This window comes from Exiguobacterium sp. SH1S1 (assembly GCF_004337245.1).
Lineage (GTDB): Bacteria > Bacillota > Bacilli > Exiguobacteriales > Exiguobacteriaceae > Exiguobacterium > Exiguobacterium aurantiacum_A.
Genome location: NZ_SJUZ01000007.1, coordinates 67,479 through 92,720, shown reverse-complemented (window position 1 = coordinate 92,720; position 25,242 = coordinate 67,479). Strand labels below are relative to the sequence as shown.

The 25,242-nt window shown below is 52.0% G+C and carries 23 protein-coding genes, 14 tRNA genes and 2 rRNA genes; 33 read left to right on the top strand and 6 right to left on the bottom strand.

Annotated features, from left to right (window positions below; translation table 11 throughout):
• The 22 genes from EVJ23_RS12650 to EVJ23_RS12545 form a co-directional block, all read left to right on the top strand.
• A 23S ribosomal RNA gene (locus EVJ23_RS12650) occupies positions 1 to 116 on the top strand; the annotation flags it as partial.
• Positions 117 to 210: 94 nt separating this feature from the next.
• Positions 211 to 326, top strand: a 5S ribosomal RNA gene (rrf, locus tag EVJ23_RS12645).
• Positions 327 to 334: 8 nt separating this feature from the next.
• A tRNA-Asn gene (locus tag EVJ23_RS12640) sits at positions 335 to 409 on the top strand.
• Positions 410 to 424: 15 nt separating this feature from the next.
• Positions 425 to 515, top strand: a tRNA-Ser gene (locus tag EVJ23_RS12635).
• Between the two features lie 19 nt (positions 516 to 534).
• Positions 535 to 609: transfer RNA gene (locus EVJ23_RS12630), tRNA-Glu, on the top strand.
• A gap of 17 nt (positions 610 to 626) precedes the next feature.
• A tRNA-Met gene (locus tag EVJ23_RS12625) sits at positions 627 to 700 on the top strand.
• 6 nt (positions 701 to 706) lie between these two features.
• Positions 707 to 782, top strand: a tRNA-Asp gene (locus EVJ23_RS12620).
• 31 nt (positions 783 to 813) lie between these two features.
• A tRNA-Phe gene (locus tag EVJ23_RS12615) sits at positions 814 to 889 on the top strand.
• A gap of 3 nt (positions 890 to 892) precedes the next feature.
• A tRNA-Tyr gene (locus EVJ23_RS12610) sits at positions 893 to 976 on the top strand.
• 3 nt (positions 977 to 979) lie between these two features.
• Positions 980 to 1,050 (top strand) — tRNA-Trp (locus tag EVJ23_RS12605).
• A 9-nt stretch (positions 1,051 to 1,059) separates the two neighbouring features.
• A tRNA-His gene (locus tag EVJ23_RS12600) sits at positions 1,060 to 1,135 on the top strand.
• Between the two features lie 6 nt (positions 1,136 to 1,141).
• Positions 1,142 to 1,216: transfer RNA gene (locus tag EVJ23_RS12595), tRNA-Gln, on the top strand.
• A gap of 4 nt (positions 1,217 to 1,220) precedes the next feature.
• Positions 1,221 to 1,295 (top strand) — tRNA-Gly (locus EVJ23_RS12590).
• Positions 1,296 to 1,307: 12 nt separating this feature from the next.
• A tRNA-Cys gene (locus EVJ23_RS12585) sits at positions 1,308 to 1,381 on the top strand.
• A gap of 9 nt (positions 1,382 to 1,390) precedes the next feature.
• Positions 1,391 to 1,471, top strand: a tRNA-Leu gene (locus EVJ23_RS12580).
• A gap of 6 nt (positions 1,472 to 1,477) precedes the next feature.
• A tRNA-Gly gene (locus EVJ23_RS12575) sits at positions 1,478 to 1,548 on the top strand.
• A 73-nt stretch (positions 1,549 to 1,621) separates the two neighbouring features.
• Complete coding sequence (queG, locus tag EVJ23_RS12570) at positions 1,622 to 2,770, top strand: tRNA epoxyqueuosine(34) reductase QueG (RefSeq protein WP_131466219.1); 1,149 nt, start codon at positions 1,622 to 1,624, stop codon at positions 2,768 to 2,770.
• Complete coding sequence (locus EVJ23_RS12565) at positions 2,760 to 3,194, top strand: methylated-DNA--[protein]-cysteine S-methyltransferase (RefSeq protein WP_070327983.1); 435 nt, start codon at positions 2,760 to 2,762, stop codon at positions 3,192 to 3,194. The genes queG and EVJ23_RS12565 overlap by 11 nt, the downstream gene beginning before the upstream one ends.
• Before the next feature lie 10 nt (positions 3,195 to 3,204).
• On the top strand, positions 3,205 to 3,678 hold the full coding sequence (gene trmL, locus EVJ23_RS12560) for a tRNA (uridine(34)/cytosine(34)/5-carboxymethylaminomethyluridine(34)-2'-O)-methyltransferase TrmL (protein WP_070327891.1): 474 nt from the start codon (positions 3,205 to 3,207) through the stop codon (positions 3,676 to 3,678).
• Positions 3,679 to 3,906: 228 nt separating this feature from the next.
• A complete protein-coding gene (locus EVJ23_RS12555) occupies positions 3,907 to 4,464 on the top strand; it encodes a DUF5366 family protein (protein ID WP_070327890.1) in 558 nt (185 codons plus the stop codon).
• On the top strand, positions 4,461 to 4,715 hold the full coding sequence (locus EVJ23_RS12550; RefSeq protein WP_131466207.1) for a hypothetical protein: 255 nt from the start codon (positions 4,461 to 4,463) through the stop codon (positions 4,713 to 4,715). The genes EVJ23_RS12555 and EVJ23_RS12550 overlap by 4 nt, the downstream gene beginning before the upstream one ends.
• A gap of 104 nt (positions 4,716 to 4,819) precedes the next feature.
• Positions 4,820 to 5,347, top strand: a complete 528-nt coding sequence (locus EVJ23_RS12545; protein WP_070327888.1) for a hypothetical protein — start codon at positions 4,820 to 4,822, stop codon at positions 5,345 to 5,347.
• A 28-nt stretch (positions 5,348 to 5,375) separates the two neighbouring features.
• On the opposite strand, the gene EVJ23_RS12540 is transcribed toward EVJ23_RS12545, so the two are convergent.
• Positions 5,376 to 7,163, bottom strand: a complete 1,788-nt coding sequence (locus tag EVJ23_RS12540; protein ID WP_236633779.1) for a transglycosylase domain-containing protein — start codon at positions 7,161 to 7,163, stop codon at positions 5,376 to 5,378.
• Positions 7,164 to 7,315: 152 nt separating this feature from the next.
• Between EVJ23_RS12540 and EVJ23_RS12535 the strand changes: the two genes are divergently transcribed.
• The 4 genes from EVJ23_RS12535 to EVJ23_RS12520 are packed head-to-tail and all read left to right on the top strand — an operon-like array spanning position 7,316 to position 13,505.
• Positions 7,316 to 8,470 carry a glucose-1-phosphate adenylyltransferase gene (locus EVJ23_RS12535; RefSeq protein WP_131466201.1) on the top strand — a complete coding sequence of 385 codons (1,155 nt, stop codon included), beginning with the start codon at positions 7,316 to 7,318 and terminating at the stop codon, positions 8,468 to 8,470.
• Between the two features lie 34 nt (positions 8,471 to 8,504).
• Positions 8,505 to 9,605 carry a glucose-1-phosphate adenylyltransferase subunit GlgD gene (gene glgD / locus EVJ23_RS12530; RefSeq protein ID WP_131441613.1) on the top strand — a complete coding sequence of 367 codons (1,101 nt, stop codon included), beginning with the start codon at positions 8,505 to 8,507 and terminating at the stop codon, positions 9,603 to 9,605.
• A gap of 11 nt (positions 9,606 to 9,616) precedes the next feature.
• Complete coding sequence (gene glgA, locus EVJ23_RS12525; RefSeq protein WP_131466199.1) at positions 9,617 to 11,050, top strand: glycogen synthase GlgA; 1,434 nt, start codon at positions 9,617 to 9,619, stop codon at positions 11,048 to 11,050.
• A gap of 22 nt (positions 11,051 to 11,072) precedes the next feature.
• A complete protein-coding gene (locus EVJ23_RS12520; protein WP_131466197.1) occupies positions 11,073 to 13,505 on the top strand; it encodes a glycogen/starch/alpha-glucan phosphorylase in 2,433 nt (810 codons plus the stop codon).
• 13 nt (positions 13,506 to 13,518) lie between these two features.
• On the opposite strand, the gene EVJ23_RS12515 is transcribed toward EVJ23_RS12520, so the two are convergent.
• Positions 13,519 to 14,337, bottom strand: a complete 819-nt coding sequence (locus EVJ23_RS12515; protein WP_236633552.1) for a sulfurtransferase — start codon at positions 14,335 to 14,337, stop codon at positions 13,519 to 13,521.
• A 97-nt stretch (positions 14,338 to 14,434) separates the two neighbouring features.
• Between EVJ23_RS12515 and EVJ23_RS12510 the strand changes: the two genes are divergently transcribed.
• The 3 genes from EVJ23_RS12510 to EVJ23_RS12500 all read left to right on the top strand — a co-directional run bounded on the left by EVJ23_RS12510 (position 14,435) and on the right by EVJ23_RS12500 (position 17,694).
• The gene (locus tag EVJ23_RS12510; protein WP_131466195.1) at positions 14,435 to 16,162 is read left to right on the top strand and encodes a phospho-sugar mutase; all 1,728 of its coding nucleotides are present in this window, start codon (positions 14,435 to 14,437) and stop codon (positions 16,160 to 16,162) included.
• Between the two features lie 126 nt (positions 16,163 to 16,288).
• Entirely contained in the window at positions 16,289 to 17,047 is a 759-nt protein-coding gene (locus tag EVJ23_RS12505) for a transporter substrate-binding domain-containing protein (protein ID WP_071399206.1), read from the top strand.
• Complete coding sequence (locus EVJ23_RS12500; protein ID WP_131466193.1) at positions 17,044 to 17,694, top strand: amino acid ABC transporter permease; 651 nt, start codon at positions 17,044 to 17,046, stop codon at positions 17,692 to 17,694. Before EVJ23_RS12505 ends, EVJ23_RS12500 begins: the two co-directional genes overlap by 4 nt.
• A gap of 42 nt (positions 17,695 to 17,736) precedes the next feature.
• On the opposite strand, the gene EVJ23_RS12495 is transcribed toward EVJ23_RS12500, so the two are convergent.
• On the bottom strand, positions 17,737 to 18,837 hold the full coding sequence (locus tag EVJ23_RS12495; RefSeq protein WP_070327880.1) for an ABC transporter ATP-binding protein: 1,101 nt from the start codon (positions 18,835 to 18,837) through the stop codon (positions 17,737 to 17,739).
• Between the two features lie 104 nt (positions 18,838 to 18,941).
• Entirely contained in the window at positions 18,942 to 19,793 is an 852-nt protein-coding gene (locus EVJ23_RS12490) for a PucR family transcriptional regulator (protein WP_070327879.1), read from the bottom strand.
• 74 nt (positions 19,794 to 19,867) lie between these two features.
• Between EVJ23_RS12490 and EVJ23_RS12485 the strand changes: the two genes are divergently transcribed.
• From EVJ23_RS12485 to EVJ23_RS12470, 4 genes are all read left to right on the top strand, one after another.
• On the top strand, positions 19,868 to 20,959 hold the full coding sequence (locus EVJ23_RS12485) for a DUF445 domain-containing protein (protein WP_131466215.1): 1,092 nt from the start codon (positions 19,868 to 19,870) through the stop codon (positions 20,957 to 20,959).
• A 37-nt stretch (positions 20,960 to 20,996) separates the two neighbouring features.
• Positions 20,997 to 21,368: a YlbF/YmcA family competence regulator gene (locus tag EVJ23_RS12480; RefSeq protein ID WP_016510204.1), complete on the top strand. Its 372-nt coding sequence runs from the start codon at positions 20,997 to 20,999 to the stop codon at positions 21,366 to 21,368.
• 128 nt (positions 21,369 to 21,496) lie between these two features.
• Positions 21,497 to 23,272 carry an SLC13 family permease gene (locus EVJ23_RS12475; protein ID WP_236633777.1) on the top strand — a complete coding sequence of 592 codons (1,776 nt, stop codon included), beginning with the start codon at positions 21,497 to 21,499 and terminating at the stop codon, positions 23,270 to 23,272.
• Between the two features lie 64 nt (positions 23,273 to 23,336).
• Positions 23,337 to 23,825 carry a hypothetical protein gene (locus tag EVJ23_RS12470; RefSeq protein ID WP_131466191.1) on the top strand — a complete coding sequence of 163 codons (489 nt, stop codon included), beginning with the start codon at positions 23,337 to 23,339 and terminating at the stop codon, positions 23,823 to 23,825.
• A 33-nt stretch (positions 23,826 to 23,858) separates the two neighbouring features.
• Here EVJ23_RS12470 and EVJ23_RS12465 read toward each other — a convergent pair whose 3' ends face one another.
• On the bottom strand, positions 23,859 to 24,071 hold the full coding sequence (locus EVJ23_RS12465; protein WP_236633780.1) for a YhzD family protein: 213 nt from the start codon (positions 24,069 to 24,071) through the stop codon (positions 23,859 to 23,861).
• A 46-nt stretch (positions 24,072 to 24,117) separates the two neighbouring features.
• Positions 24,118 to 25,209, bottom strand: a complete 1,092-nt coding sequence (dinB, locus tag EVJ23_RS12460) for a DNA polymerase IV (protein WP_236633776.1) — start codon at positions 25,207 to 25,209, stop codon at positions 24,118 to 24,120.
• Between the last annotated feature and the right edge of the window lie 33 nt (positions 25,210 to 25,242).

Below are 25,242 nucleotides of genomic sequence, written 5' to 3'. Positions count from 1 at the left end.
TTTCCCTTTGAGCAATCAAGAAAGACCCCTCAGAGACGATGAGGTAGATAGGTCATGGGTGGAAGCACGGCGACGTGTGGAGCTGAATGATACTAATCGGTCGAGGCTTTGATCTAGAAATGGTTTGTATTGATGAGTCTTCAGTTTTGAGAGTTCAATCTCTTAAAAACATATTGACGTCACTCTTAAATGATGTTAATATAATACTTGTCTGGTGGCGATAGCGAAGCGGCCACACCCGTTCCCATGCCGAACACGGAAGTTAAGCGCTTCAGCGCCGAAAGTAGTTGGGGGTCTCCCCCTGTGAGGATAGGACGTTGCCAGGCAAGATCGTTCCGCAATAGCTCAGTGGTAGAGCAACCGGCTGTTAACCGGTAGGTCGTAGGTTCAAATCCTACTTGCGGAGCCACTTTTTCTCTTTTTTGGAGAGCTGTCCGAGTGGCCGAAGGAGCACGATTGGAATTCGTGTAGGCGGCACAACCGTCTCAAGGGTTCGAATCCCTTGCTCTCCGCCAGTTTATCCATACTAATTATGGCCCGTTGGTCAAGCGGTTAAGACACCGCCCTTTCACGGCGGTAACACGGGTTCGATTCCCGTACGGGTCACCATTTAAATTTTATATCGTCGCGGGGTGGAGCAGTCTGGTAGCTCGTTGGGCTCATAACCCAAAGGTCGTTGGTTCAAATCCAGCCCCCGCAATTGTGTGGTCCTGTGGTGTAGCGGTTAACATGCCTGCCTGTCACGCAGGAGATCGCGGGTTCGAATCCCGTCAGGACCGCCATTTTTTTATTTAACTAAATTACTACATACATGGCTTTGTAGCTCAGTTGGTAGAGCAAAGGACTGAAAATCCTTGTGTCGGCGGTTCGATTCCGTCCAAAGCCACCATGTGGGGGGGTAGCGAAGTGGCTAAACGCGGCGGACTGTAAATCCGCTCCCTCGGGTTCGGCGGTTCGAATCCGCCCCCCCCCACCATTTAGGGGCATAGTTTAGCGGTAGAACTACGGTCTCCAAAACCGTCAGCGCGGGTTCGATTCCTGCTGCCCCTGTTTATTATGGCGATTGTGGCGAAGTGGTTAACGCACCGGATTGTGATTCCGGCATTCGAGGGTTCAATTCCCTTCAGTCGCCCCATTTTGTTGGGCTGTAGCCAAGTGGTAAGGCATCGGATTTTGATTCCGACATGCGTAGGTTCGATCCCTTCCAGCCCAGCCATTTTGCGGAAGTAGTTCAGTGGTAGAATACGACCTTGCCAAGGTCGGGGTCGCGGGTTCGAATCCCGTCTTCCGCTCCATTTAATCTCTTTGGCGCCATAGCCAAGTGGTAAGGCAGAGGACTGCAACTCCTCTATCGTCGGTTCGATTCCGACTGGCGCCTCCAACATAATATGCCGGTGTGGCGGAATTGGTAGACGCGCACGACTCAAAATCGTGTTCCTCTGGAGTGTCGGTTCGACTCCGACCACCGGTACTCTCTGCGGGTGTAGTTTAATGGTAAAACCTCAGCCTTCCAAGCTGATGACGAGAGTTCGATTCTCTTCACCCGCTTCATATCTCTCTGCCCTTAGTGGCGGGGAGATTTTTTGTATGCGAAAATAAGAAGAGTGAGGTGATGAATGGGATGACTCCTGAGATACTAAAACAACAGATTGTCGAGTACGCTGCGTCAATCGGGATCGATGAGTTGAAAGTGACGACGGCCGATCCGTTCATCGTCATGAAACAACGGCTCATCAAACAACAAGAGAAAGGCTTCGCTTCAGGATTTGAAGAACCCGACCTTGATAAGCGGACGACGCCTGAACTATTGTTACAGGACGCCCAGTCAATCATTGCGATTGCGGTCGCCTACCCGAGCAAATTGAAAGATGCGCCCCGGAGCGTGGCGGGCGAACGGCGTGGGCTGTTCGCGCGTGCCTCGTGGGGGCTTGACTATCATCGCGCCGTCGGCTCACGGCTTGAACAGCTTCAAGCGTATATCGAAGAACTCGTTCCTGGCGTCAAAACGCGCTCGATGGTCGACACGGGTGAACTTGTCGATCGGGCTGTGGCCGAACGGGCCGGAATCGGATTTAGTGGGAAAAATTGCTCGATCATTTCGCCGGAGAAGGGATCCTACCTGTACTTGGGGGAGATGATTTTAGACACGTATCTGCCGCCCGATACAGCAATCGAGGACGGGTGCGGGGACTGTGATAAATGTATGACCGCCTGTCCGACGACGGCGCTCGTCGAACCGGGTGTGCTTGACGCCAAACGGTGCATCGCTTACTTGACCCAGATGAAGACGCTCATGCCGCGAGAGTTCCGCTCGAAGCTTGGCGGACGCCTTTACGGCTGTGATACGTGCCAACAAGTCTGTCCATATAACCGTAAGAAAGATTGGCGCCATCATGAAGAGCTGTTGCCGGAGGCAGAAGTCGTCAAACCGCTGCTCGAACCGCTGCTCAGCTTGAGTAACCGCGAGTTCAAGGCGAAGTTTGGTCACTTGTCCGGCTCGTGGCGCGGCAAGAAACCGATTCAACGTAACGCGATCTTAGCGCTCGCACATTACCGTGAACCGTCAGCCGTCTCGGTGCTCGAAACATTCATTCAAACCGATGAGCGTGAAGACATGCGGGCGACGGCTGTCTGGGCGATCGGCGCGATTCTCGGTACTGACGCCGAAGCAATCTATCAAGAGATCGAACGCGTAGAGCAATCAGAACTGGTTAAAGAAGAGATTCGTATATTCCGAGAGGAGTGGGAACGTGAAGACCGTGTCATCTAAATGGGGAACGTTATCGTACGAATTAAATGAGCAGGGGAAGTTAATCGCGTTAGACTTTGCGGAAACAGAACAGGCAGATGGGAGCGCACCGGTGTGGCTCGTCGACATGATCGAACGGGTCGAACGGGAAGGGCTCCAAGAAATTGACCGCGTGTGGATTGATATGAACGGGACGGTTTTCCAACAAGAAGTGTGGGATGCGTTGTTGACGATCCCGTCTGGTGAGACGCGGACGTATAAACAAATCGCGGAACAGATTGGACGTCCGAAAGCAGTCCGTGCCGTCGGCCAGGCGTTGAACCGTAATCCGCTGCCTGTCATCTTCCCGTGCCATCGTGTCGTCGGCAGCAGCGGACAGCTCACGGGTTTTGCGGGCGGGCTCGATCAAAAACAACGATTACTCGATATCGAACAAGTGAAGTGAGGAATAGATTATGGCTAACCATGTAGTAATGTTTCAACCGGAAATCCCGGCAAATACGGGCAACGTCTCGCGGACGTGTGCGGCAACGAACTCGGTGCTCCATCTGATTCGTCCGCTCGGCTTCTCGACGGATGACAAGATGTTAAAACGGGCCGGCCTCGACTATTGGCAGTTCGTCGACGTCCGTTACCATGACTCGCTTGACGAACTATGGGCACAACATCCGGACGGCGAATTTTTCTATATTACAAAGTACGGCGAACAGTATCCGAGTGACCTTGACGTGTCTGACGTCGAGAAGGACTATTTCTTCGTCTTCGGACGTGAGACGAAAGGTTTGCCGATGGAAGTGATCGAGGACAACCTTGACCGCTGCATCCGCTTGCCCCAGTCAAACCTCGTCCGTTCGCTCAACGTCTCGAACACGGCAGCCATCATCGTCTATGAGGCACTGCGCCAGCAAAGCTATGCGGGATTAAAGTAAGAAAAAAGAGCCCGATTCGTGAGAATCGCGGCTCTTATTGATTACCTTCAGGTTTTCTGTTGTATCCTGCTGTTAAGATTGCCGCAAGGAAGACGACGCTGATTCCGACCATTAGTAATAAACCCATTTAAAAATCCCCCTTTTGTTCTCCGTGACTACGAATATTATAATATACTTGATAATAGATTTGCACTGAATATGAGAAATTCTTGTGAAATGAGAGCCTATATGAAAACAAATGTGTACTTGTTAAGCTACGCCCCGTTGATTGGGATCATTCTTTTTTCGATGTCACTCGCTATCGCCACGTCTGAATACGCCATTCAATGGCTGACGCGTGTCGGGGTGTATAGTGAAATCATCGCGCTGTTGTCTGTTCAAGAGACGAAGATCCTCGTGCTCGTCATGTTCTTCACGATATACTTCATGCTGTTTAGCGCCTTTAAACTCGTCGCCGATACGTTCAACCAACTCGGTTTCGCATTTTTTGCGCGTGAGACGAACGGGAGCTCGCTCCATCGCTTAAAGCCAGGAGCAACGATTTTTTTGGTCGGTTCAGGTGTCAGTTTTTTGTTTTTGACTTCACTGCCGGCAGCGGTTGCGGTCTTGCTTGGCACGTTTGTCGTCTATTTATTCTACTATATTTGGCAAGTCAGTCAGTTGATGTCGACACTTCGTGCAATCGGGCTCTTGTTGATTCAAGCGATGATGTGGGCGATTCTTTTAAGTGGGCTCGTCTGGGCGCTCCTCAGGCTGTTTAACTCGGTCGGGGATATCATCTTATGAACGGCCCTCACATAAAACTAGCCGCTTCAGAAGCTGTGATCAGCGAATGGATCAAGTCGTTTATGCCTGCTCATGATTTGTACTTTATCGATGAGCGGCTACTATCGCGGCTCGACCATTCTCCAGGCATGTTGCTCATACCAAGAGAAGAGTTCAGTCAGCATCCGACATATCGGGATATTAGCGTCGCCAACAGTGGACGGTCGATCCGGTCGCGACGCACGTCGTCCATGCGCCTAGCGGGTGGATAGCATCGTTACCGGACGCGTTGAGAAGCGATGTGCTCACATTTCAGGCCACGGTCGGCCGAGGTCTTGTCTTTCGGTTAACGAACGACGAATCCAGACGAGAGTGGATGCCTTATATCATCAACGTGGACGGGGCGAGATACCTCGTCTTGCAACAAAATGTATGGGCGCTGATGACGAACTTCGAGCGCCGTCAGCTAGTGCTGAACTACGCGAAAGAATGGGATGTATGGGACGCACATGATTTACCACTTGAAGCACCAAGTCATTTGAAGAGATACGCCAACATGTTCTCGACGGTGGCGGGGAGCAACTGCTTAGCGGCAACACTGTTTGCTGTGACGGGGGAAGACTGGTTGATCACGCAATGGGTCCATCCGAAGACGTTTCTACAGACACTGGCTCATGCGTCTTATACTCAAGTCGATGCGGCAGCTGAGGCAGGGGACGTTCTCACTTTTTGGGACGACGCCGGACGTTTGCAGCACGCGACGTATCGTATAGACGATGAGCTGTTCTTCAACAAGAACGGCCAGACGATGTTTAATCCGTGGAAAGTGATTGACGAAACCGAACTACGCGTAGCTTGGAGCGCATTTACCGTCAAAATATACAGACAGACGAAACAAGGCTAGAGGATGCGTCCTCTAGCCTTGTTGTTTTTTAACGGTGCGCTTCTGTCCAAATGATGGCCGGGTACGCCCGGTTGGCAAGCTCCGGGAACGGACGCGGCGTGTCGGCACCGAGCCAGATCGCCGTGATCGTTTGATCGGTCAAGCCGACATACCACATGTCCTTATGCGAGTTGGTCGTGCCGGTCTTGCCTCCGACGTAAGGGCGCTTGATCTGGCCGGCGTAACGTCCCGTTCCGTACGTTGTGACGGCAGATAACGCTTCTTGCATCGCCGAGGCCGTCTCGTCCGACCAGACGGCTTGTTTCATCATGCCCGGGCTGATTGTCGGGGCACCCGAAGCAAAGCGGATTTCTTTAATCGTCTGACCAGATACGTACACACCTTTATTGAGAAAAGGCGTATACGCGGCAGCGAGTTCCTTCGGAGATACTCCTTGTGTCAGACCGCCGAGCGCGCTCGCGAGATTGCTGTCTTTGTCGGGATTCCACTGACTGAACATCATGTCGGCCGTCTCGTACGCTCGCTCTTGGTCGATTGCCGTGAATGCGGCGAGTGCCGGGGTGTTATACGAGTAAGCGACCGTATCTTGGAGCGTGACGTCGCCCAGGACACGGTTGCCACTGTTCGTCGGGCAATACGTCCCGTAACAGACAGGTCGTCCGTCAAGCACCGTATCGAGCTTCGCTCCGGTCTCTTCGATGTAAGGCGCAAACACAAGGACAGGTTTTATAGCCGAGCCCGGCTGCCGGTACGCTTGGGTGGCCCGGTTGAATTCACCACTCTGCTTCATCTCAGAATCGACGAGGGCGACGATGCGCCCGTTCGGCGTCAATTCGGCATAGCCGCCGTTCAAGCCGTTCGGTAAGCGGCTCATCACTTGTTTCGCTTGGTTTTGACGTTCGACGGACAAATACGTTTCGACTGTCGCTTTATTGCTCGCCAAGTAGTTTTTGGCCGCCTCTTCATCGAGATCATAACGTGTACGGACGAGGCGGACCGCGTCTTTCATGACCGTGTCCATATAGTCTGGATAGCGGACTTTGTGGCTGCGATAAGAGGCCTTGAGTTTGACGCCGTGAAACGCATCATATGCTTGCTTTGATAGGACGCCCGCATCTCTCAATTGCGTGAGGATGCGATCTTTACGCTCGTAAAAGGAAGCCGACGGGTCAAGCGGATCGTAAAGGGACGGATTGTTCGGCACGGTCAGCAAGTAAGCGATCTGGTTCCAGTTCAAATCGTCGAGTGGACGAGAGAAGTACGTATCGGCCGCCGACTGGATACCATAGATGTTATGACCGAAGAAAATGACGTTGCTGTAGGCGGTCATAATTTCTTTTTTACTATAATTTTTTTCGAGCGCTCGCGCGATCATTAATTCCTTTACTTTGCGCTCATACGTCCGTTCGTGCGTTAAATATTCATTCCGGGCCAGTTGTTGGGTAATCGTGCTCCCGCCTTGGACCGACGATTCGTTGGCGTTATTGATGAACGCTCGGGCAATCCCTCCGAGGTCATAGCCGGGATGGGCGTTGAACTTCCGGTCCTCAATGACGATGATTGCTTCACGGATGTGATTCGGAAGCCCATCGACGGAGACATCGTTGCGGCGACCGTTCAAGTACAACTGTTCCGTCCCTCCTTTATAAGTCAGCATGACAGCATGTTTCGATGAGAGCGGAGCGGAGCTGACGGCCTCTTCACCCCACGCGACAATCGTTTTCGCTTGGTCAATCTCTTCTTTTAAAGCTCCGCTGACTGTGAAGCCGACGGCAACCAATCCAGCAATAAACACAACCCCGAGCCATGCTCTCATCGTCTCACCTCTTTCTCTATTCATTATATCGTCAATCTTTCGATAAAATTCAAAATGTAAACGCTATCATATAATAATTTAAGCAGGAATACATTAGGAAACAGCGAAAAAGGGTATTAGAGGTTTATATTATGAATTTAGGAGGCAGTACTATGAAGCAAGAAATGGTTGCGATGCTCCTCGCTGGCGGGGAAGGCAAGAGACTTGGGCCTCTCACAAGGAAGACGGCAAAGCCTGCCGTCAACTTTGGAGGGAAGTACCGGATCATCGATTTCCCACTATCGAACTGTACGAATTCGGGAATCACGACAGTCGGTGTGTTGACACAATATGAGCCGTTAGAATTAAACCGTTACCTCGGCATCGGGTCTGCCTGGGATTTAGATCGCCGCAATGGCGGATTAGCTATCCTGCCACCATACCAAGCTCAGTCGGGGAAAAACTGGTACGAAGGTACTGCGAATGCGATCTATCGGAACTTGAGCTATATCGATGACTACGATCCGGAGTACGTGTTGATCTTATCGGGAGATCACATTTACAAAATGGATTACGAGAAGATGCTCGATTTCCACAAAGAAAAACAAGCCGATGTGACGATTTCAGTCATGGCCGTCCCATGGGATGAAGCACCGCGTTTCGGGATCTTGAATACGGGCGATGATTTGCGTATTAACGAATTCGATGAAAAACCTGAGAAGCCGAAGAGCAACTTGGCGTCGATGGGAATCTACATCTTCAACTGGAAAGTGTTGCGCGAACACTTGATTCAAGACGCGGAAGATGAGACGTCAAGCTTTGACTTCGGGAAGAACATCATTCCAAACACGCTCCTCGACGGATTGAACGTCTTTGCCTATAAATTCAAAGGCTACTGGAAAGACGTCGGTACGATCCAGTCGCTATGGGAAGCGAACATGGACCTTCTCGAAGAAGATCCACCGTTCGATTTATATGACCCAGACTTTAAAATTTACTCGGTCAACCCGAACCAAACGCCGCAATTCATCGGAAAAGATGCTTGTGTCGAGCAGTCGGTCATTAATGAAGGCTGCCGAATCGAAGGAGAAGTCCAACATTCGGTCTTGTTCTATGACGTACGTGTCGGCGAAGGGTCGCTCGTGAAAGACTCCGTCATCATGCCAGGGGCCCGCATCGGGAAAGACGTTACAATTCACCGAGCCATTGTCGCTAGCTGTGCCGTCATTGAAGATGGCGCGACAGTTGGTGAGCCGGGGGGTGACATCGTTGTCATCGAGCCGCATGAAAATATCGAAAGTGGAACAGTCTTCAAGCAACGTGCTTGATTATAAAATAGACCGACGCAAGGAGGCGTTATTGTTGACGAATGATTTGTTAGGAATCATCAACTTAGGTACCGAAGAGGGGTTATTCCCGGAGTTGACGGGACATCGCAACTTAGCAGCTGTCCCGTTCTCAGGGCGTTATCGTCTCATCGACTTTACATTGACGAATATGATTACCCAAGGTATCGATCAAGTTGGGATTTTTACACTCGATAAGTATCGTTCTTTAATGGACCATGTAGGATCAGGCAAAGAGTGGGATCTTGACCGCTCACAAGGCGGATTGCATATCTTCCCGCCGGCGCTTAAACCGGATGGCGAAGCCTATCTCGGAGATTTAGCGAACTTCTCGATGCACCGGGAACACTTCGTGCGCAGTAAACAAGCTTACGTTGTCATTACCGGCTCGAACGTGTTGACGACGATCGATTATCAAAACATGCTCGAACATCATAAATCGATGGGGGCGGACATCACGCTCGCTTACACGGAGCATGAACAAAAATGTGGCTACTGTCGTCCGATTCGACTCGGGGAGAACGACCGTGTCGTCGGAATCGGGGAGCGCGGCTTTAGCCCGGACGATGAGCATGCATACACGGAAACGATCGTCATGTCGAAAAACTTATTCCTTCGCCTCGTCGATGAAGCGACGTCAAAAGGGGAGTATGACTTGTTAGATGGAGTTATTCTTCCCCAGCTCCACCGTCTCCACGTTCATGGATATCACTATACGGGTAAAATGCAGGTGATTCATTCGGTGCTTTCGTACTATAATGAAAGTATGCGCTTACTTCGCCAAGAAGGAATCATCTACGACTTCCCTCATATTTACACGAAGATCAAACATGAGCCGCCGACTCGCTACTTGAAAGGGTCGAAAGTGAATGAAGCGCTAGTCGCCAATGGATGTAAAATCAGTGGAGAAGTTCAAAATAGTATTTTGTTCCGAGGTGTGGTCATCAGTGAACATGCGCGCGTCAAAAATTCAATCATTTTATCCAAGTCGATCATCGAAGAAGGAGCTGTCGTCGAGAACGCCATTTTAGACAAAGAAGTGGTCGTGAAACGTGGACAGGTCATTCGTGGAACGGTCGATGAACCGATCGTCATCAGAAAACGGACAACGGTTTAAAGGAGGATATTATGAAAATATGGTATGTCGCTTCAGAAGCGGCACCGTTCATGAAAACGGGGGGGCTTGCCGATGTGATTGGCTCGCTCCCTCAAGCGGTGTCTAGCCTCGGTGAAGATGTCAGTGTCGTAATGCCGAAGTACGGCTCGATTGCGCAAGAATATGTCGATGAGATGGAATATTTATTCGATTTGATCGTCCCGGTCGGCTGGCGTAAGCAGTTCGGGGCCGTCTTGAAGTTAGAGCGCGACGGGATCACGTATTACTTTATCGATAACGAGTACTATTTTAATCGCGAAGGCGTGCTCTACGGTCATTACGATGATGCAGAACGATTCGCCTTTTTCTCCCGGGCCGTCCTTGAGATGATCGGACAGATTGAAGAAGTGCCGGACGTGTTGCACTGCCACGATTGGCAGACGGGTGTCGTTCCGGCGTTTCTACGAATCCATTATCAACACATCGAAGCGTACCAAAAGATTCGAACGGTCTTTACTATCCATAACCTGCAATACCAAGGGATCTTCCCAGAAGCTGTGCTCGGTGAACTGCTGCAGTTTGGGCACGAGCATTTCACGGCAGAGGGCATCCAACATAACGGCCTCGTCAATTACATGAAGGCCGGCATCGTCCATTCCGACCAAATCACGACGGTGAGTCCGTCTTATCGCGATGAGATCATGGAACCTTACTATGGCGAAGGTTTAGATGCGGCACTACGCCACCGTGCCGTCGACGTCCGCGGCATCTTGAACGGTCTCGATTTGGCGACGAACGACCCGAGCACGGACAAACGAATCGCAAAAACGTATGATCTCGACACGGTCAAAGAAGGGAAGCTTGCCAACAAGCGCATGCTTCAAGAACGGTACGGTCTCGAAGTGCGTGATGATATCATGTTGATCGGATTCGTGAGTCGTCTCGTCGAGCAAAAAGGTCTCGATTTGATTCATGCGGTGAACCATGAGTTGGGGAATTTGGACTGTCAGTTCGTCTTCCTTGGATCGGGTCAACCTGAATATGAGGCGATTGTCCATGAGATGACGGCAGCCCACCCTGGGAAAATCGGGTCGTACATTGGGTTCGATATCGAACTGGCCCACTTGATTTATGCGGGATCAGACGCCTTCTTGATGCCATCTCGATTCGAACCGTGCGGCCTTAGCCAATTGATCTCGATGCGTTATGGAACACTTCCGATCGTTCGTGAGACAGGCGGACTTCGAGACACGGTCAAACCTTACAATGATTACACGCAAGAAGGGACTGGATTCGGTTTCTTGAACTACAACGCTCACGAGATGCTCGCGACGATTGAAAAATCAATTCGTGTCTTCTACGAGGATAACACTTGGAATGCGCTCGTCCATCAAGCGATGACTTCGGACTTCAGCTGGAAACAATCCGCTAAGCAATACCGTGAGTTATATCACCTATTCGCATGACTGGAAGGAGATTTACACATATATGTTTACAGATAAACAGAGCTTCGTCACTTCGTTTCAAGAAAGATTCGTCGCCTTAAACGGGAAATCGTTCGATGAAGGGACCGAGCAGGAAGTGTATCAAACGTTGGCAACGATGGTGCGTGAACAAGCGATTCCGAAATGGATCAACACACGCGACAAGCAAGAAGCCAAACAGAGCAAGCAAGTCATCTATTTCTCGCTCGAGTTTTTGTTAGGCCGTTTCCTCTATAACAACTTACTCAGTATGGACGTTTTAGAAGTTGTCCAAGAAGGGTTGGAAGAACTCGGTTTTGATTTCACGGAAATCACGGAGTTCGAGCCGGAACCAGGGCTCGGTAACGGCGGTCTCGGCCGTCTGGCCGCTTGTTTCCTCGATTCGCTTGCCGCGCTCAGTCTGCCCGGTCACGGTAACGGGATTCGCTATCGTTACGGTTTGTTCAAACAAAAAATCGTCGACGGCTATCAAGTCGAGTTGCCGGACAATTGGCTCCGAAATGGGAATATGTGGGAGACTCGCCGTGCCGATCGTGCGGTTGACGTGAATTTTGGGGGCTGGATCGAGATGAAGCAGATCGGAGACCGTCTCCGTGTCGTTCATCATCCAGACGAAGTCGTACGCGCCGTTCCATACGATATGCCGGTCATCGGTTACAAGAACGACGTCGTGAACACGCTCCGGCTTTGGAATGCGGAGTCGCCATTTGATGACGAAGAGTATATGGAACGCACGAAAGGGTCGTACAAAGACTTGTTGAAACACAAGCAGTCGATTGCGACGATCTCGGAGTTCCTCTATCCGGACGACACGACGTATGAAGGAAAAGTGCTCCGTTTGAAACAACAGTACTTCTTCGTGTCAGCGGGTGTCCAATCGATGATTGCGTCTTACTTGCGACACAACAAATCACTCAAACATTTAGGCGACTACTACGCTGTCCACATTAACGATACCCACCCGGTCGTCGCAATCCCTGAACTGATGCGGATTTTGATGGATGATCACGGATATGGCTGGGATGAGGCGTGGCGCGTGACGAAAAGTGTCATGTCGTTCACAAACCATACACTTCTCGCCGAGGCACTTGAAAAGTGGCCGGTCGAGATGTACGAACGTCTATTACCACGAATCTATCAAATCATTAATGAGATTAATACCCGGTTCTGTAAAGACGTGCTCGTCAATTATCCACACCTTGAACCGCATATGGGTGAGATTGCGATCGTCTCGAACAATTACATTAATATGGCAAACCTTGCCGTTGTCGGATCACATTCGACGAACGGGGTCGCCCGTATTCATACAGATATTTTAAAACAACGCGAGATGCGCCACTTGTATGAAATGTTCCCGCTTCGTTTCAATAACAAGACGAACGGCATCACGCATCGCCGTTGGCTCTTGAAATCAAATCCGCGTCTGTCGAACTTGATCACTGACGCAATCGGTCCGTCATGGATCGAGCACCCGAACGATCTTGAGAAGTTGATGGACGTCTCGAAAGATACGAGCTTCCAGGAGCAAGTGATGGAAGTGAAACAACAAAATAAACTCGACTTAGCGGCTTACATTCAAGATGAGACGGGAATCAGTGTCGACCCGAACTCGATTTTCGATGTTCAAGTCAAACGTCTGCATGCGTATAAGCGTCAGCTCATGAACGCGATGCATATTCACGCGCTCTATCAAAAGATTCAAACAGACCCGACGTTCACGATGGTTCCACGGACGTTCATCTTCGGAGCGAAAGCGGCGCCAGGTTATTATTACGCGAAAGAAGTCATTCGCTACATCAATGCCCTCGCGTCGATGATTAACAACGACAAACGGGCGAGTCAGTTCATCAAGATCGTGTTCCTTGAGAACTACCGCGTCTCGATGGCAGAACGAATCTTCCCGGGCTCGGATGTTAGTGAACAGATTTCGACGGCGAGCTACGAGGCGTCAGGAACCGGAAACATGAAGTTCATGATGAACGGAGCGCTCACAATCGGTACGCTTGACGGGGCGAACATCGAGATTCGCGATGCGGTCGGTGATGACCATATCTTCATTTTCGGATTGACGCCGCAAGAAGTCATGAACTATAAAAAATTCGGCGGGTATCATGCGGCCGACATTTATCACGCCAACACCGAAGTACGTAACGTCGTCGACGGTCTCGTCAACGGGACGTTCGATAAAGTCGGAGAATATCAGTTCCAAGCGATCTTTGATTCGCTTCTCGTCTATAACGATGATTTCCTCGTCTTGAAAGACTTTATGTCCTACATGCAGGCACAGCGACGCGTCGATGAAGTGTTCGCAGATAAGGCGCGTTGGGCGGAAAGTTCAATCGTCAATACGGCCAAGTCTGGTATTTTCTCGAGCGACCGCACAATCACGGAATATGCGAACGCGGTTTGGAACATCAAGCCGACGAGTGTGAAATAAAAAAATCCACCCGTTATGGGTGGACCTTATTTTCTGGATAACTGATCCAGTCAGAGTATGAACCGGGATAGAGACGGACATCGTCTTTACCGAGCGCGTGCAATGCCAAAATGTTCACGCAAGCGGTGACACCGCTGCCGCAATAAAAGATCGGGTTCGGGACATCGAGCACGTTGGCGTAAAGTTCGCGCAAATCGTGAAAGTCTTGAAGCGTCCCGAGCTCCGTGACGGCGTCTACGTATGGGCAGAGCAGGGCGTTCGGGATATGCCCTGCTTTTTTATCGATCGGTTCGTGGCTTCCGTCGTAACGGTCGGCCGTCCTTGAGTCATACAGGTCGCCTGTTGTCGTTGCGGCGCGCACGTCTTCGATCGTGGCGATCATATCGTCGTGGAAATCAGGGACGTATGTCGAAGCAGGGTACGTCGGAACCTCGGTCGTTGTCTCACCAGAGTAAGTGATGCCGGCCTGGATTCCGCCTTCGAGCACGATGACGCGCTCATGGCCGGCCCACTTGAATAACCACCAAGCACGTGCGGCGTATGGGAAACCGTCGTCGTAAATAATGATCAAGTCGTCCTTTTGGATGCCGATGCGTCGGAGCGTCTCCGTCCACGCTTCTTTTGACGGGAGCGGGTGACGTCCGCCGTGAACGGACACAGGGCCTGACAAGTCTTCCATCAAGTCGAGATGGACGGCATTCGGGAGATGTCCTTGACGGTACACGTATTTTCCGTATGAAGCGTCGTTCAATGAATAGCGGCAATCAATAAATCGGATTGAGTCCGTATGGACGATTTGTTTCAATTCTTGGGCACGCATAGTTGGAAACATAGTATCACCTCGAAGTTTCGTTACTCCCATCGTATACAAGATGGAACAAATTGGCGAGTACTTCGATTGAATTTGAACGTCGAAAGGGGAATTGACCATGGCATGGCAACAAACATATGAGCGTTGGAATCAATATGAGGAACTTGAACCTTATCTTCGGACCGAATTAGACGAGATGGCACAAAATGAGACGACACTCGAAGAAGCGTTTTATAAGACGCTTGAATTCGGAACGGGTGGTATGCGCGGTGAGATCGGACCAGGTGCCAATCGAATGAACGTCTATACGATTCGTAAAGCGGCGCAAGGATTTGCCGACTTTATTTCGGCGTCAGGCGAGGAAGCGAAACGGCACGGAGTCGTCATCGCCCATGATCCACGTCACTACTCACCTGAATTCGCGCTCGAGGCGGCACGGACGTTTGCATCGAACGGGATCAAGACTTACTTGTTCCCGAGCTTACGGGCAACGCCAGAACTGTCATTCGCCGTCAGACACCTAGGCGCGTTTGGAGGAGTCGTCATCACGGCGAGTCATAACCCGCCTGAGTATAACGGCTTCAAAGTATATGGCGCCGACGGCGGGCAACTACCGCCGGCCGAGGCGGACGAGCTCGTGTCTTACGTCAACGCGATCGAGGACGAGTTAAGCATCCCGGTCCAAGACGAAGCAACGCTCCGCGCCGACGGGACACTCGTCAACGTCGATGCGTCTGTCGATGCGGCTTACATGGAAGCTCTTCAATCGATTCGAATCCATAAGGACGTCCCAACAGACGCCCTCAAAATCGTCTTCTCGCCCCTTCACGGGACGGGTCGCCGACCGGTCATGGAAGGACTCAAGGCGTATGGGTTTGACCATGTCACGATCGTCGAAGAACAAGCCGAACCAGACGGCGCGTTCCCGACGGTCAGTTCTCCGAACCCGGAAGAGCGGGCGGCGTTCAAGCTGGCGATGGAATATGGTGACCGTGTCAGCGCTGATTTGCTCATGGCGACCGATCCGGACGCCGACCGCGTCGGCTTCACCGTGCGTGACCGCGACGGGGAATGGTTCGTCTTGACAGGGAACCAGACCGGAGCGCTCTTGATGGATTACATCCTATCGCAAAAAGTCGAGACCGGCACGCTGCCAGCGAACGGATTCGTCGCGAAAACGATCGTCACGTCCGAGCTTGGGGCGGCCATCGCCAAAGCGTATGGCGTGCATCTCGAGAACACGCTCACCGGCTTTAAATTCATCGGTGAGAAGATCAAACAGTACGAGGAGTCAGGCGAGTACGAGTTCTTGTTCGGCTACGAAGAGAGCTACGGCTATTTGATCGGTGACTTCTGCCGTGATAAAGACGCTGTCCAGGCGTGCGTGCTCGGCGCCGAGATGGCAGCTTTCCATAAGCAGCAGGGACGAACGTTGTATGACGCGCTCCAAGCGATTTATGAGAAGTATGGCTTTTATGAGGAATCGCTTCAATCGATGACGTTGAAAGGGAAAGCCGGGCTTGAACAGATCGGCCGGATGATGGAATCGTTCCGTGCCAACCCGCCGCAAGAAGTTGCCGGCTACGAAGTCGTCCGCTTCGAGGATTACAAGCTGCAAGTCGCGACCGACCTTCGTCAAAATACGACCGAGGACATCGACTTGCCATCTTCGAACGTGCTCAAATTCGTCTTCGAGGACGGGTCGTGGTTCTGCCTTCGCCCGTCTGGCACAGAGCCAAAGATCAAGTTCTATTTCAGTGTTCACGCGGATAGTGCCGAGATGACGACGGCGAAACGTGAAGCGATTGAACGAGACGTTATGAAGCAAGCAAAAGCAATCGACTGACTAGTGTACCACCGCTCAACTGGGAGCGGTGGTTTTTGTTTGACTTCTTTTAACCTCGTCAGTATGATGAGTATATTGCTCAAAACCATGTAATCATATAAGGATTATCAGGAAGGCGGAAATAACATGAAAAAATCATTAACGGCAGTTCTCGCAATCGGCGCATCGTTCGGGGTGCTCGCAGCTTGCGGTACAGAGACGGACAGTGGATCTGAAGAAACAGTCATCACAGTCGGGACGGAAGCGACATACCCGCCATTCACATACAAAGATAAAGGTGAAATCACAGGGTATGACATCGACGTGTTGAACGAAGCGGCAGAGCGTGCCGGCTATACGGTCGAGTATGAGCCGATGGACTTCAAAGGACTCGTCCCGGCACTCGACGCGGAACGCATCGATATGATCGCGAACCAGATGAGTATCACACCGGAGCGTGAAGAGAAGTATGCGTTCTCGGATACGTACGCGGTGTCAGGTGCACAAGTCATCGTTGCTTCAGATAATGAAGACATCCAAGGCATCGACGACCTTGACGGCAAAGTCGTTGGTTCGACACAAGGGTCGGTCTACGCCCAGATGGCTGAAGAAGCTGGCGCAGAAGTGAAGTTTTATAAAGGTGCGAACCAAGTGCTCCAAGACCTTCAAGTCGGACGTCTCGACGCAGCACTCAACGACCGTCTCTTCATCTTGACGGAGCTCGAGAAGACAGGCTACGACGTGAAAGCGGTCGGTGACGTCTTCAACAAGAGCGAGGCGGGTTACATGACACGCCAAGACAGCGACGTGCTCGATCAGTTGAACGAGGCGCTTGCTGAAATGAAAGAAGACGGAACGATGGCTGAAATCGGTGATAAGTACTTCGGTGAGGACATCAGTCAATGAATGAACTGATCACGACCGTCATCGAGAACCGTTCGGCCTATATCGAAGCCGTACAATTGACGTTGATCGCCAGTATCCTGTCGATTATCCTCGCCTTGGTGCTCGGTCTGATCATCGCGTTACTTTACAGCAGCCCAATCAAAGTGTTGCGGTTGTTCACTCGGACGTACACCTCGTTCTTCCGGGGCACGCCGCTGCTCTTACAACTGCTCATCTTGTACGTCGGGTTGACCGGGTTCGTCCAACTGAGCGGGATGCAGGCGCTCATCTTCGGATTGGGTCTGCACTTTGCGGCTTATATCTCGGAGGCGTTCCGGGCAGCCATCAATTCGGTCGATAGCGGACAAGTCGAGGCGAGTGTCGCCCTCGGGATCCCGCGGGCGAAACGTTTTAAAGACATTATCTTCCCACAAGCGTTATCACGGGCCATCCCACCGGTGTCGAACTCGGTGATTGATATCATCAAGTCGACGTCGCTCGGGTCGGTCATCGCCGTGCAGGAGTTGACGTACGTCTCAGACCAGATTGCAGCGACGACCTATTTGGTCATGCCGCTCCTCTTGTTCTCGGCCTCGATCTATTGGATCTTGTCGACACTCATTCAAGCGGGGCAGCATCGGCTCGAACGTCGCTATGCGACCCGCTAAACGAAAAATCCCCTCGATTCCAAGAATCGAGGGGATTTTGTATTAACGGATGACGAGCTCTGTCTCAGAGTCGAAGAAGTGTGCTTTCGTCATGTCGAGCGCGAGTTCTACGTCGTCACCCATGCGGATGTTCGAGCGGCCGTCGATGCGGGCCGTGAACTGGTGTCCACCGAGCTCGGCGTAAAGGTAAGACTCGGCACCCATGAGTTCAGATACATCGATGTGTGTTTGGAACGTGTGTGTTGTCGGAGAGTCGATGTAGATCGGCTCATCGTGGATCGATTCTGGACGAATCCCGAGGATGAGCTCTTTACCGATGTAACCGCGGTCGCGAAGACCTTTCATCTTGCCTTCAGGCACGTTGATTTCTTCGCCGTTCACGACGAACTTGCCGTCTGCGAGTGTTCCGCGGAAGAAGTTCATCGAAGGCGAACCGATGAAGCCGGCAACGAAGATGTTATCTGGGTTGTCGTATACTTCTTTCGGCGAACCGACTTGTTGGATGATCCCGTCTTTCATGATGACGATACGAGTCGCGAGTGTCATCGCTTCCGTTTGGTCATGGGTAACGTAGATCGTCGTCGTATCGAGACGGTTGTGCAACTGGATGATCTCTTTACGCATTTGTACGCGAAGTTTTGCATCCAAGTTTGAGAGCGGCTCATCCATCAAGAACACTTTTGCGTCACGGACGATGGCACGACCGATGGCAACACGTTGGCGCTGACCACCTGAGAGTGCCTTCGGTTTACGTTGGAGGTATTCTTCAAGTCCGAGGATGCGAGCCGCATCTTGGACGCGACGGTCGATCTCTTCTTTCGGGAACTTCCGAAGCTTCAAACCGAATGCCATGTTGTCATAGACGCTCATGTGCGGGTAGAGGGCATAGTTTTGGAAGACCATCGCGATGTCGCGGTCTTTCGGCGCCACGTCGTTCATGCGTTTGCCGTCGATGATGAAGTCGCCGCTCGAGATTTCTTCGAGTCCTGCGATCATGCGAAGTGTTGTCGATTTACCGCAACCAGACGGTCCGACGAAAACGATGAACTCCCGGTCTTTAATGTGCAAGTTGAAGTCGCTGACGGCTTTCCCGTCACCACCGTCGTATATTTTATCAATGTGATTCAATTGAATTTCTGCCATTGTCGTTAGCCTCCTGAGAATGTGTTCTTGTATAATAGCGCTTACAAGATTGATTATACGATGAAACCGCTTGCACGAGATATGTACACGTTGCACAAAAACAGTTACTCAGATTTGTGCAACGTGACAATCAGTTGGAGTAAACTCGCATCATAAAACTGACGAGCGTCATATCCTGTCAGTTCATAGAGCCGATCGAGCCGGTAATTGAGCGTGTTCCGATGCATGAACAGCGCTTTCGCCGTATGGGACACGTTCAGCGAGTGGGCGAACAGCGCCTCTAACAATTCGACGCTCGTCTTATCGAGTATCGAATACGCCGCCTCGGTCAATTGGAGACGTGTGGCAAAAGTCTCATGGTCTTGTAGCAAGTAATGGTATAATAATTGACTAGCAGGGTAAGTTTTAGTAGGGAGTTTCGCGAACGGGCGCAACGTCATGTGTTGATGGTAAAGCGTCCCCAACACACCGAGCGGCCGCTCACTAAAGATGACGTGCGCTTCGACGTAGCAGTCGCTCGCGCCGGCACGCAATACGTCCTCGAAATCAGACAAGTCGACGAGTTGGTTCATCTCAATGATTTCAACGTGATGTCGCGTCATGACGACAATCTCCGCTTCTGGCATGAAATCGTGTAATATCTCTAAAAATTGCTCGAGCGATTCCCTCTCTTGATAGTGGAGCGATAGTGACAACAGACGGAACGGTTGCGCGATCCGATACGAATCGGTGAGCAGGCGGTTTTGCCATTTTTCTTGACGGGGGTCGGCGGTCGTCAAAAACGGTGTCGCCGACCATTCGAGCAGTTGCCGTTCACGCTCGTTCAACTCGGTTTTTGGCAAGCCGAACACGGTCCCATCCTGTGCTTGATACCAAGCATAGTCTCCGGATGCGTCTTCCGACCGATGGACAACGGTCGGGAAAATCGATTTAATACGATCAAACGTAGTCAACACAATCACCTCTTCAACAATGTATCATATTTCAGAACGGGGGCAGCAGTTTGGATAGTCTACTAAAAATATTCATCATGATCGCCATTGGGGCGACAATCGGGGGAGTGACGAACTTCCTCGCCATCAAAATGTTATTTCGGCCCCACGAGCCAAAGTATATCGGAAAAGTCCGAGTACCGTTCACACCGGGGTTGATTCCGAAACGCCGCGATGAGCTGGCGACGAGTCTCGGCAAGACGGTCGTGAAACACTTGTTGACGCCTGAAGGGATGCGGAAGCGCCTGCTCGACGAACAAGTGAGCGGCCACATCACCTATTTCGTCCAAGAGGAAGTCCGGACGATGCTCCGTTCGGACAAGACGATCCGTACACTAGTCGAACCGCTTTATCCGGACGCCGAGTCGCGTGTGTTGACGGAAGCGGACACGAAACTCCGTCAAGAGCTCCGGCTCGTGCTCGCTGACGTCAAGTCACGCAAGCTGTACGAACTGCTCGGTGAGGACGGGATGGACCGTGTCCGTGACGTAATCCCGGAAATCGTCGACGCGATGCTCGTCAAATCAGAAGAGTATTTCTATTCGGCGGAAGGAGAGGCTCAGCTGCGGTATATGGTCGACTCGTTCGTCCAACGCCGGCTTGGTTTTATCGCCGGGTTCATTCAAAATATGAACTTCGTCGAGATGATTCGCCCGGAGATTGTCAACATTTTACGTGGCGGGTCGACTCGGTCTGGAATGGCGACGATGATCACGCGCGAGTTCGAACGGTTCAGTGAGCGTACGGTCGACACACTCTTAGATGAGCGGTTAGAAGACCGATTGATCGATGGGGTGACGACAGAAGTCATCACCCGTCTCCCGGTCGGCGAATTGCTCGACCGGACCGTCTATTCGTACACACGAGACGTCGAGACACGCATCGTCGACGATCTCGTCCCGAACGGGGTTCGGCTCGTCATCGAGCGGTTCACCAATCAAATGGAGACGGTGATGGACCGTCTGAAAATCGATCAAATCGTGCAAGAGCAAGTCCAATCGCTCGATACGTCGTACCTCGAGGAGATCGTCTTATCGATCTCGAAACGGGAGTTCCGGGCAATAACATGGCTTGGAGCGCTGTTAGGTGGTATGATTGGGTTGATTCAAGGGTTGATTGCCATCGTTTGATCGGCCACGGCCCTAATAGTATTTAGGAGGACGTCACATGTCACAAACAAACTTGTACGATCATGCTAACCAATTGGAAAAAGCACTTCGCGAATCTGAGGAGTTCACAAATCTCTCTTCATTATACGATCGTGTCAATGCGGATGCAGAAGCGAACCAGTTGTTCGCTGACTTCCGTGATATCCAAATGACGCTTCAGCAAAAGCAAATGCAAGGCGAAGAAATCTCAGAACAAGAGATGATGGATGCTCAAACGAAAATGATGAGCGTTCAACAGAACGAATTGATCATGGAGCTCATGCAAGAAGAGCAACGCATGCATCAACTGGTCACAGAAGTGACAAAAATTATCATGAAACCACTTGAAGAGCTATACGCTCCGATGGTTAATGAAAACGAAGTTCAATAACACCTGTGCGGATGGCTTTCGAGCCATCCGTTTTTTGTTGACCGACTTGTCAAATTCATTATGATAGCGCTTACATATTATGGGGTATAATAACCTTGTATATCAATTCACAAGAGAGGGTGGGCGTCATGGTCACCTTGTTCATATTAGCGGTCATGATCATCTTTTTCATCGGGGGCTGGTTGCGGGCCGATCTCGTCGCACTCGTCGGGCTGGTCGCGCTCGTATTGACGCAGCAACTGTCGCCTGTCGAGGCGATGGCAGGTTTTTCGAATCCGGTCGTCTTGATGATCGCCGGATTATTCATCGTCGGAGCGGGCTTGTTTCATACAGGACTCGCCGAACGGCTTGGCGCTGGGCTCATTCCTTATGCGAAAGGGAGTGAGGTGCGTCTATTTCTCGTTCTGATGGTCACCGTGACGTTTCTATCGAGTCTCATGTCGAACACGGGGACGGTCGCGCTCTTGATCCCGGTCGTTCTCGCCATGTCGAGACAAACCGGTACGAATCCGGCAAAACTGTTAATGCCGCTCGCGTTCTTTTCAAGCATCGGTGGGACGATGACGCTCATCGGCACTCCACCGAACCTTGTCGCCGCCGAGGCGCTCCGTGGTGCCTCAGGCGGGACGCTCAGTTTCTTCTCGCTGCTGCCGATCGGGTTCGCCGCCGCCGTCGTCGGGCTGCTCTACTTTTATGTCATCGGGAACCGGCTGCTCGATGCGGGCGAGGTTCGTTCGGTCGTCGTCGCTCGTCTGCCGATGCCCGAGTTGAACATCTACGCGCTCACGCTCACGAAAGGTCATCCGCTCGTCGGGAAAACGCTCCGAGATGTGAAGTGGTCACGTGACGGTTTGATCGTCCTCGGCGAAAAGCGAAAAGGGCTCGCGCATCGACTCGTCACGGCCCGAGCCGATACAGTGCTCTATGAGGGACGTGTCCTCGTTAGCGGGGCAGAAGCGGATGTTCGACGCGTCGCCCGTCAAGAAGGGGTGGTCGTTGAATCGATGGAGCTGAAAGATGTCTACGGGAAAGAGTCAGGCGTCGCCATTTTCACTGTCCCGTCTGATAGCCCGCTCATCGGTCACTGTCTCTCGGAAAGTCGGCTGCGGAATGACTACCGCTTGAACGTGCTTCAAGTTATCCGCCCGAACGAAGAAATTGCGATGACGCGGCTGAAAGACGTCCCGTTAGAGCGAGGTGATATGCTCGTGGCCCAAGGCGAGTGGGGCGATTTAGAAAAAGCGGGTGACGAGACACACTTGTTGCTCGCGAACGAGCGCGTGACCGATGTCGCCAACCGAGCTGTGTCCGAGCGCCATCAACTCGCGGCCGGTCTCATCATGCTCGTCATGATCGTGCTCCTCGTCTTCGAATGGGTCGACCCGACCGTTGCCGTTTGGCTCGCGGCCATCGCGATGGTGCTGACGGGAGCGGTCCGGCATATGGACGTTGCCTACGAGTCGGTCCAATGGTCGTCGCTCCTGTTGATCGCCGCCATGATTCCAGTCGGGACCGCACTCGAAAACGCGGGTGTCATGGCCTGGCTCGTCACATGGATCAGTGAGTCGTTCGGGCGCGCTGGTCCGGTCTGGGTGCTTGTCGCCATCTTCGTCGCAACGATGGTGCTCAGTCAAATCATCTCCAATACGGCGACGGCCGTCTTGTTTGCACCGCTCGCCTTATCGCTCGCCGCGTCACTCGAAGTCAGTCCGGTGCCGCTCGTCGTCGCCGTCGCCGTCGCGGCATCACTCGCGTTTATGACGCCGTTCGGCTCACCGACGAACGCGATGGTGTTCAGTATCGGCGGCTATCGCTTTTTCGATTTCGTTAAAGTCGGTTTGCCGCTACAAATGATTGTCGCGGTCGTCGCGATTTTTTCGATTTTATTCCTCTTTCCATTCTGAAAGAGGAAATTTTTGTTAGTTAACGAATAAGTTATCAACAATGAACTGATGAGGTGGAGAGATGATGTGGAAACGAATCGGGATCCTCCTGTGCGTCTTCTTCCTGGCGGCTTGCTCGAACGCCAACGAAAAACCGATGCTCGGAGAGGACGCCAAGCTGGCGAAGCGTTACCTCGAGGAGAAAGGATATGAGATTGTTTCTTACAAGGGAGGGGACACGTCACGTTTCGAGAAGGAAGACCTTCTCGATTCACCTGTGCGAGATACTTGGAGCGTCCAGACGACGCCACCGGACGACTATATCGGGCGTGACATTAAGCGAGAGCATTTCGTCGTCCGTAACCATCTGCTCGATGATCAGTACGAGCTCGGACAGACGAACGTCTTGGTCCTAATTGATGACGGGGACATCATCGGCGGGACCTCATTCCCTGATTCAAAGGAACCGCTGATGGGGGCACCTTATTCACTGGATGGGAAGACGGCGGAAGAGCTATATCCGGACGACTATTGGGCATGGCGGGAAGACTGGGAGAAACAATATAGCGAATGAACAAAGCGCCTCGGGTTTCCCGAGGCGCTTCTGTTATGAGGCCGTGCCTTTTAGTTTTCCAGGAAGTTTGCACCGTTCGAAATAGATGAGTTGTCCTTGGCGGACGATGCGCGCCCCTTTATGATCATGACCGGCTTCATGAAGTATCGCTAACCCTTTCGCTTTGCCGTCTTCGTCGTTCGCTGCCTCGAATGAATCATTAAGTAAGACTGTGCCGTCATTCTCGAACGCAGTGACTGTGTACATGTTCAAACGGATCCCCCCCTTTCTTTCCATTGTACTGAATCACCATTCATTCTTCAAGCGATGGTTTCGTCAGTTCGTCGAACGTGAGCTGACGGGCCGTCTCCGTTCGGGGAATCAAATCGGAGACGGTCATGCCGATCAGACGGACCGGCTCGTTGATTGACATCTCGTCGAACAAGCGTCGGGAAAGCCGTTTGATCTCATCATGGTCATGGGTCGGATGGTTCAGCTTGATCTGGTGACTGCGTGCTTGAAACTCGCTCGTTTTGATTTTGATCGTCACAGTTTGACAACTCAATTCACGGCGGTCGAGCTGCTGCAACACGTCTTCGATCTCAGGGATGACGCGCTCATACACTTCCTCCGGGTCGTCGAGGTCAAAGGCGAACGTCGTCTCCGAGCCGATCGACTTGCGTTCACGGGTCGGGACGACGGGACGGCTGTCACGTCCGTGTGCGAGTTCGTATAACTGGACACCACGGTCATGGCCGAGGATGGCCTTCAACTGTTCAGGTCGCGATTGCTGGATGTCGGCAATCGTTTCAAACCCATGCTTGAACAAAGTCTGGGCGGTCACTTTTCCGACACCGTGCATCGTCGTGATCGACAGCGGGGCGAGGAACGACTCGACTTCGTCCGCGGCGACGATAGTGAGGCCGTTCGGTTTGTCGAACCCGGAGGCGATTTTGGCGACGAACTTGGACGGGGCGACGCCGGCGGAAGCGGTCAGTCCGGTCCGGCGTTTGATCTCGCCGAGAATGTAGCGCGCCACGTAAGGCGCCGACGTGCTCATGAGTGAATTCTCGGTGACGTCGAGATACGCTTCATCGAGCGATAGCGGCTCGACAAATGGCGTCACGGACTTGAAGATTTCCATCACGTCTTGGCTCACTTGTCGATATGCCTGAAAGCGTGGCTTGACGAACGTCGCTTGCGGGCACAGGGCGAACGCCCGGCGTGACGACATGGCGCTATGCACGCCGTATTTTCTCGCTTCATACGAACAAGTGGCGACCACTCCACGGCTGTGAGGGGCGCCACCGACGACGACAGGCTTATTTCGCAAGTGAGGGCGGTCGCGTTGTTCGACGGATGCATAGAACGCATCCATATCGACGTGTATGATTAAACGTTCCATCGGCATCTCCTTTCCGTTTCAATCGACTCCTTT

Bases quoted from the DNA above. Each gene is read 5' to 3' on its own strand.
- EVJ23_RS12465 (WP_236633780.1), bottom strand. From the start codon at position 24,071: ATGTACACAGTCACTGCGTTCGAGAATGACGGCACAGTCTTACTTAAT.
- EVJ23_RS12485 (WP_131466215.1), top strand. From the start codon at position 19,868: ATGATCGCCATTGGGGCGACAATCGGGGGAGTGACGAACTTCCTCGCC.
- dinB (WP_236633776.1), bottom strand. From the start codon at position 25,209: ATGGAACGTTTAATCATACACGTCGATATGGATGCGTTCTATGCATCC.
- trmL (WP_070327891.1), top strand. From the start codon at position 3,205: ATGGCTAACCATGTAGTAATGTTTCAACCGGAAATCCCGGCAAATACG.
- EVJ23_RS12520 (WP_131466197.1), top strand. From the start codon at position 11,073: ATGTTTACAGATAAACAGAGCTTCGTCACTTCGTTTCAAGAAAGATTC.
- EVJ23_RS12535 (WP_131466201.1), top strand. From the start codon at position 7,316: ATGAAGCAAGAAATGGTTGCGATGCTCCTCGCTGGCGGGGAAGGCAAG.
- EVJ23_RS12470 (WP_131466191.1), top strand. From the start codon at position 23,337: ATGTGGAAACGAATCGGGATCCTCCTGTGCGTCTTCTTCCTGGCGGCT.
- queG (WP_131466219.1), top strand. From the start codon at position 1,622: ATGACTCCTGAGATACTAAAACAACAGATTGTCGAGTACGCTGCGTCA.
- EVJ23_RS12550 (WP_131466207.1), top strand. From the start codon at position 4,461: ATGAACGGCCCTCACATAAAACTAGCCGCTTCAGAAGCTGTGATCAGC.
- EVJ23_RS12510 (WP_131466195.1), top strand. From the start codon at position 14,435: ATGGCATGGCAACAAACATATGAGCGTTGGAATCAATATGAGGAACTT.
- glgA (WP_131466199.1), top strand. From the start codon at position 9,617: ATGAAAATATGGTATGTCGCTTCAGAAGCGGCACCGTTCATGAAAACG.
- EVJ23_RS12540 (WP_236633779.1), bottom strand. From the start codon at position 7,163: ATGAGAGCATGGCTCGGGGTTGTGTTTATTGCTGGATTGGTTGCCGTC.
- EVJ23_RS12545 (WP_070327888.1), top strand. From the start codon at position 4,820: ATGCCTTATATCATCAACGTGGACGGGGCGAGATACCTCGTCTTGCAA.
- EVJ23_RS12495 (WP_070327880.1), bottom strand. From the start codon at position 18,837: ATGGCAGAAATTCAATTGAATCACATTGATAAAATATACGACGGTGGT.
- EVJ23_RS12555 (WP_070327890.1), top strand. From the start codon at position 3,907: ATGAAAACAAATGTGTACTTGTTAAGCTACGCCCCGTTGATTGGGATC.
- EVJ23_RS12475 (WP_236633777.1), top strand. From the start codon at position 21,497: ATGGTCACCTTGTTCATATTAGCGGTCATGATCATCTTTTTCATCGGG.
- EVJ23_RS12505 (WP_071399206.1), top strand. From the start codon at position 16,289: ATGAAAAAATCATTAACGGCAGTTCTCGCAATCGGCGCATCGTTCGGG.
- EVJ23_RS12480 (WP_016510204.1), top strand. From the start codon at position 20,997: ATGTCACAAACAAACTTGTACGATCATGCTAACCAATTGGAAAAAGCA.
- EVJ23_RS12515 (WP_236633552.1), bottom strand. From the start codon at position 14,337: ATGTTTCCAACTATGCGTGCCCAAGAATTGAAACAAATCGTCCATACG.
- EVJ23_RS12500 (WP_131466193.1), top strand. From the start codon at position 17,044: ATGAATGAACTGATCACGACCGTCATCGAGAACCGTTCGGCCTATATC.